Below are 6597 nucleotides of genomic sequence, written 5' to 3'. Positions count from 1 at the left end.
GGGCGGTCACGTTACCGAAACGGCGCTGAGAACATCGCTCAGCCCACCGGTCACGATGCGCCGAAATGACCGGTCACATTCGCCGAAATACGCAAAGTACATCCGCAGCATGCGTTCCAGCCCGATCGGTGGGCGCCCGTTGCCGGCCTTAGGGTAGTGAGGCTCGATGACCGAGCACAGCTCCTGCCACGGCACGATCTGCTCCATCGTCGCCAGGAATGTGTCCCGCTTGGTGAGCTTGCGGTACTGCTCGTAGCCATCGCCTTGATCGGCGGCCATCGCCAGGGTCTGTTGCTTCATCTTCACCTTCGTGTCTCTGGTGACTCGATACATGCAAACCTCGCGCCACCTCTCGACTTATTCAGCGTAGCCCTAATAACGGTTGGGCATCCGTGGTTTTAAAGTGCCAGAAACGGCCGGGCAAGCAAAGCTGTAACCCTCAAGACCCGCAAAGGTGTGAACACCCAGCCCGCGCCGGGGTGCAAGAAACGCGCGCGGCGGCAGTGACCTCGCGGCCCCTGCCCCCAACTGGTTTGAGGCGTCGCCCAGTGGGCGGCCCTTGCAAGTTGGGCTGAGTTAGGCAAAATCGCTAGTTATCCCATCTGAATAACTTTGATTATGAGCCCCATCTACCACCGCCCCGACCTCGCGCACGACATGGCCAAGCAGCTGCTGAGCCCCGGCGTCCTCGACCAGGGCCTTCGCTCCGGCTTGTTCCTCTCCGGCCTTCGTCGCACCGGCAAAACCACCTACTTGCGCCAAGACCTGATCCCCGCGCTGGAAAACGCTGGCGCCCTGGTGGTCTACGTTGATCTGTGGTCCGATGTCAGCGCAGACCCCAGCACCCTGATTCACGCTGCACTGCGCTCGGCATTGAAAGAGATGCAATCCGCGAGCGGCACTCTGCTGTCCCGTCTCCAGAGAATCAAGAGCCTGGACGTGGGCGCCGCTGGCTTCACGTTCGGCTTTGAGATCGCCGACCTCGGCACGGCCGACGGTGTGACCCTCGCACAGGTCGCGCAAGAAGTCATCGGCCAGGCCAAGACGGATCTGGTGTTCATCGTGGACGAAGTCCAGCACATGCTCACCTCAGAGGCCGGCATCGCCCTCATGCAAGCCTTCAAGGCCGCGCGCGACGCGGTCAACACGCGCCCGAACACCCCCGGCCACTTCATCTTCATAGGCACCGGATCACACCGTGCCCAGGTGGTGGGAATGACGGTGCAAGGGAAAAACGCCTTCGAAGGAGCCACGTCGGTCGACTACCCGACGCTGGGAGAGGACTACGTGGAATACGTGCTCCAGACACTGCACCAGGAGGGCGTCAAAGTCATTCCCAGCCAGCCGGTGGCCAGCCACGCATTCGGACTGCTCGGCCGCCGCCCAGAAGAATTGGTCCGAGCGCTTCGCACATTGCAGAAGTACCAGCCGCAGGATGCCGACCTGTACCTTCCGGTCATCGCCGCCACACTGAAGGAAGCAGCCGCGGACATCGAAATCAAGAAGATCGAAGAACTGGGCGATCTCGCTTGCGCTGTGTTCGGACGTGTTGCCCATGCCGAGGTGGATGCCAGTGGCCTTTTCTCCACCGCTGCACTCGCCGAATACTCCAGCGAGGTCGGGCGTGAAGTCACCGCCGATCAGGTGCAGCGGATCGCCCAGTTGCTGCAGGAGTACAACCTCATCTTGCGCAAAGGGTACGGTCTCTATGCGGTCACCGACCCGTTCGTTCAGCAGAGCTGGCGCGAGCGTGTCCCTCTGCTGGCTCCGGCCATCCCTCAGCAACAGATCCCTGAACATCCAGCGGCCATGGCTGCTCGCCCCAGTCTCGGCGCAAAGTAACCCTGATGTCGTCCGAACTGAAACCGACGCCGCTGCGAACCTTTGACCAGGAACAGCTGCGCGAAGACTTCGCGGCCATGAAAGCGAGGCGGGCAGAGCTCACCGAGCGGGGGTAAAAACTGCTGGTCCGCATCAGACCCAGCGCCGATTACCACGGACAAGGCGGGGAGGACGCCCTGATTGCCGTCTTTGACGAGAGTAGGCCGCCGACACAGATCACCTTCGCATGGTGATGAAGGCCCATGTTTCCGAACGGAGTAGAACCGTGGCCACGCCCAGCGGCAGCCGGCACCAAACCCCCTCTCGTGTAACCCGCAGCCACTGATCGCACTCCTTTGCGCCGCTGATCTTTCTCCTGTGGAGCCTGGAAGCGCGCGATCGACCGAGTGATGGTTTTGTCTTATTTGGGTTAATTGGCTTGTTTGGCCAAAAAGTGCAAAATACAGCCTCAGGTAGGTGCGCGCAGGTTGGCGCTACGCACCGCGCCACAAAGGAAACTCAATGAAGTACCACACCTACGTCGCACCGCTGATCCCCGATGCTTCGGCAGACACGCCGCGAGAACCGCTGAGCCATTGGCTCAGTGCCGTTGAGGATTCGATCGAGGAGGAGGGCATTGATCTGGTTATCTCATCCGATGAGTCGGTCGGTGGGGTGCAGTCCTATGTCATGGTGTCCCGAGGCACGCTGGCGCGGCTGGGTGTGCTGGACAAGATCGAGACCATTATCGTGGGGGCCTCCTTTCCCAGCGTCAAGTCCGAGAGAGCGTACACGTCAGAGCGCGTGATCCATTCCTCGCAGGACCCGCGTGTCCGCTCCTCTTTCAGGCTGGAGCTGTCCGAGTCGCACAGCCCAGGTGAACACTCATTTTCCAAACTGAAGCCGTGGAAGTCGCACATCGTGCACGTCGGGGGCAGCAACGCCGCCGCCATGGGAACCATGGTCCCCCTGTTTCTGGAAGTTGAGGATCTGTTTCTCGGCGAAAGCGTGGTCGCAGGGCAAGCCCCGCTCAGCGACTCGTCCGTCAATGCCTTCGTTCGCCTCCACGCAGTACTGGGGGATATGGTGTCTCAAGCGAATGCAACACCTGAGGTGATTGAACCTGAAGACGACCGTTTTCAGCTGCTGGAGGCCAAAGACTTTGCAGCCCGCCTCGACGCAACCGATCAGACCGTCTACAACTGGGAGAAGGCCGGCCGCCTGATCTCTGTACTGCCGCCTGGTCGTGTGCGCAGTCGCCGTTATCCAGCCTTTCAGCTCAGCCCGCGGCTCAACCGCCCCTTGCACGAGTTGGCCATCGCCATGTACCGCTCCCACGAGCAGGATATGACCCTGTATTGGGACTTCCTGCGATCCCGCCACAAAGACTTCGGTGGAAGCACCGGGGTGGATTTTTTGTTGAACCGCGTTGCAGAACCCAGCCTGTTGGACCTTGAGGAGAGTGACCTCAACGACCTGTTTCTCTCGATGGCAGAGGAGGACATGAGCAGGGCGATTTCGTGAGCTGGTTGACCTCTGCCACGGGGATCGATATTCCCACTGCACGCGGGACTTTGCCTGGTCTTGTGGTCCGAGCTGGCGCGAGTCTATACAGGATCTACCGCCGACCGGACGCTGACTGGGTGCCGCCTCCTCCGCAGTACCGCAAAGGGAGGGTGGACCCCCCGCCCATCAACAGCTCTGCCTACGGGCTCTTGTACACGGCCGACTCGATGGTCACGGCGGGGTTTGAAGCGCGCATCTTGCGATCCATGAAAGACGCCGCCGGGCAGAACGACATTGAATTCGTTCCAGAGCTGGTCGACCCTGTGACGGGTGTGCCACTCAACCCCTCTCCGATGAAGGCTGAGCACACGACCAACCAGGCGGTGGTTTTTGTCGATTTGGAGTCGCCTGCGATCGCTGCCGTATCGGGTGTGATGATTGGCTCACCCGTCCCTCGCATAGCCAACTGGCGCACGCTCGCCTTGTGGGTCTACGACGAACTGATCGCGAAGGGAGACGGAAACGCGATCCTCCCCCTCATCGGTATCAGCTACATCTCGACTCTCCAGGACTGCACCGGGCGCAACTTCGCGATTTTCGAAGAACGCCGGGATGCGCACATCCACCGTGGCGCGCCACCAGCATCCCAAGTCCCACTTGACCTTGCCGAGCTTCAACGTCTGTGGGCCACAGCTTGATCGCTGATTTCAAGGCCAGTGCCCATCCACGGCATTGACGCCATACCTGCTTCACTCAGCTTCCACTTCTACCTTCGCAGGCTCCAGCCCCAGCTTGTGCCAGGCGTTCCGATACGGATCCAGCCAACCCTTGGGGTACGGGTTGTCCAATGCCCCAAAGGTGCGCGTGTAATCTGGAAGCATTCGTCGCATGACGCTGTCTTTGTGGGGTTGGCTGTTTCTCCCCGGAGCGGCCTGCCACTTGCGGTGAGAAACTGCCAAGACTTCGGCGACGACAGCACTTGGAACCACGTGCACCGTAGGCGTGGATTCGGGTGTCTTGCCGAAATCAACGAAGCAATAGAAGAGGGTCTCCACGCGCATGTCCTCGTGCTTTTCCTTCATGTGCCATACACCGGCCGAGCCGATGTCACGCCGGGTCTTCACCTGCAGCGAGCAGAGCTTGCTGCCTTCCATGTTGGTCACCACGATGTCGGCATGCGGAACGCCAGCGTGAGCGAGAGCGGCAATGAAGCCTCGACAGAGCATTTCCGACATGACGAAGTACTCACCGGCAGCGCCAAGCAATGAGGTTTGAGAGGGCATCAAACTCCTGTGCCACCGGATGGCGAGAACTAGGTCGCTATCTTTGCGGACACCACTGGCTACGGTGAAGCTGGCCTCAAGGACGTGGAGGCGGCTTTGGCCAGCAAGAACCTCAAGGCCACGCATGTGGCGCGGTGTCCTCTTGGTGTGAAGGTCCTCAAGGAGTCGTTGGCCGCTGCCCGCGCCGCCGGTGCCAACGTTGTCTTCAGCTACACGGTGGGTCAGGAAAACGCGGTGATTGCTAACGGGTGCGTATTTCGGTCGCTGCTGGACACTCATTTCGGTTTCTCTTGGACAGCGGGAACGGCGGGAGATGGACACCCAGTTCGGCACTCGTGGACACGTACAATGTGCTGCCAGTAGGCGTCGACGCTGCGGCGCCCAGTTGCCATGTTGGTTTGCCGGGCAGGTGCGCGGCCGGCTAGACTTCACCAATCGGCCATCAGCGGCCGTTCACGTCTCCGTGCCCATCGTCAAGTCAAGACTGGTCTCGGACGTTCGTCGGCAAGGCACCGAATCGTCACGACGTTGCCCTCCGGCCATTGCAGCAAGCAGCGCTCGAACGGCCGCAGGGCCTTCCATACCTGTCGTTCCACCGCGCTCGGTGGACTGGGACGTTCAAGTACCGCTTGCAACGATGGACCACTGCGTCGTGCACCGTACCTGATCAAGTTACCTCACGGTTGATTTCAGCTTGGAGTGCCCGAGAAGCAGCTGAACCGCGCGAAGGTTCTTTGTGCGCTTGTAGATCAACTTCGCCTTGGTTCTGCGCATCGAATGGGTGCTGTAGTCCGCACGGTCCAGGCCGAGGTGATCGACCCAATGTCCGAGGAATCGCGCGTGCTGCCTGGTCCCGAGGTGGCGCGAGTCGTGTATCCGGCTTGGGAACAGGAAACCTTCTGGCCTCAGCCCAGCTTGCTTGATCCAAGCGTGCATAGCCTCCTGAGGGGTTGGTGTGATTTCAAACTGAACCGGGCGCTGTGTCTTAAGTTGCATGACGGTGGCGCGGGTCGCGACCCGGTCGCCGTGACACACATCTCGAACCTTGAGGTTCACGAGAGCGCAACCGCGCAGTTTGCTGTCAATGCCCGGGTTGAAGAGCGCGACCGATACTGGACATGAGTCCCACGTCACCCGCGTCATCGCCTGTTCGATGTCCAGGCAACTCCCCTAGCAGGCATCCCGCGGCCACAGTCATCAATGCGAACTGAAAAGATGTCACTCTGTTAGTCCCTTGCTGTGAGATTGCACACGAACCGGTTTAAATGCCTCGCGAGGTGATCCGAGCAGCGCATTGACAGATTTCCACGACCGCTCTGTGGCACGTCTCAGTAACGCTCCCAGCTTGCGCTGACGTTCACTGACAGTTGCAACTTGTCCATTGGGCAGATGCACTTCCACCATGCATTCCCTCAAGGTCGAGCCCGATCGTGGTGTCTCACTCACGCGCACCACGATCCGCACGATTCTGTGTGCCAGTTTTGCAAAGATTGTTCTCAAGCGCTGAGCCATCTCCAGACTGTGAGCGCGGGACAGCTTGGTGTTCGGGGTACGACTATCGATATGCATACTGCTCTCCTTGATGAATGAATCAACTGAAATGAGAGCCGGGGTTGACCAGACGCCAGTGTTCGGCAAGCGTGTTGACCAGGTTCTCTTCGGAATCTGCACTGTGAAAATCGGCTCGAATCACCGCCACACAGAGTTCAAGCGTTGTTTGCTGAAGTATTGGATCGGTGACTTCAGCCATGACCGATCGAAGTGCCTCTTTGTCAATCTGGCACGTTGATCCCCAGACGGCGTAGGACGAGGTCATGAGGTCTTCAGACAGAAGTCGAACCACTTCATTGAACTGTTCGCGAGTCAAACCCAGACGATTTGCCGCGTTCATCGTAAGCCGTCTATGAACCACGCCCTTGCACTTGGAGTCGCAACGATGTGCGCAGGGCAGCCTACAGTCCGTCGAGCGCGATGTTCCAAGGCAGCA

General features: G+C 59.8%; 5 protein-coding genes and 3 pseudogenes. 4 read left to right on the top strand and 4 right to left on the bottom strand.

Translation table 11 applies throughout. The annotated features are described in order from the left end of the window. Positions 1-96: 96 nt before the first annotated feature. Positions 97-300, bottom strand: a pseudogene (locus J2X09_RS26790) (transposase); the annotation flags it as partial. A 318-nt stretch (positions 301-618) separates the two neighbouring features. On the opposite strand from J2X09_RS26790, the gene J2X09_RS26785 reads away from it, so the two are divergent. The 4 genes and pseudogenes from J2X09_RS26785 to J2X09_RS26765 form a co-directional block, all read left to right on the top strand. Next, positions 619-1842, top strand: coding sequence for an AAA family ATPase (locus J2X09_RS26785; protein WP_204735939.1), 1224 nt, complete (start codon positions 619-621; stop codon positions 1840-1842). 501 nt (positions 1843-2343) lie between these two features. Continuing rightward, complete coding sequence (locus J2X09_RS26780) at positions 2344-3345, top strand: hypothetical protein (RefSeq protein WP_204735940.1); 1002 nt, start codon at positions 2344-2346, stop codon at positions 3343-3345. A 248-nt stretch (positions 3346-3593) separates the two neighbouring features. After that, positions 3594-4025, top strand: coding sequence for a hypothetical protein (locus tag J2X09_RS27150; protein WP_374726536.1), 432 nt, complete (start codon positions 3594-3596; stop codon positions 4023-4025). Between the two features lie 618 nt (positions 4026-4643). Next, a pseudogene (locus J2X09_RS26765) lies at positions 4644-4859 on the top strand (ABC transporter substrate-binding protein); the annotation flags it as partial. 423 nt (positions 4860-5282) lie between these two features. On the opposite strand, the pseudogene J2X09_RS26760 reads toward J2X09_RS26765, so the two are convergent. The 3 genes and pseudogenes from J2X09_RS26760 to J2X09_RS26750 all read right to left on the bottom strand — a co-directional run. Further along, positions 5283-5717 (bottom strand): annotated as a pseudogene (locus J2X09_RS26760) (tyrosine-type recombinase/integrase); the annotation flags it as partial. 111 nt (positions 5718-5828) lie between these two features. Continuing rightward, positions 5829-6179 carry a hypothetical protein gene (locus J2X09_RS26755; protein WP_204735944.1) on the bottom strand — a complete coding sequence of 117 codons (351 nt, stop codon included), beginning with the start codon at positions 6177-6179 and terminating at the stop codon, positions 5829-5831. Positions 6180-6201: 22 nt separating this feature from the next. After that, the gene (locus J2X09_RS26750) at positions 6202-6426 is read right to left on the bottom strand and encodes a hypothetical protein (RefSeq protein WP_204735945.1); all 225 of its coding nucleotides are present in this window, start codon (positions 6424-6426) and stop codon (positions 6202-6204) included. Between the last annotated feature and the right edge of the window lie 171 nt (positions 6427-6597).

The sequence above is a fragment of the Hydrogenophaga laconesensis genome, from assembly GCF_031457235.1.
Classification (GTDB): domain Bacteria; phylum Pseudomonadota; class Gammaproteobacteria; order Burkholderiales; family Burkholderiaceae_C; genus Hydrogenophaga; species Hydrogenophaga laconesensis.
This window is presented reverse-complemented; position numbering and strand designations above follow the sequence as displayed.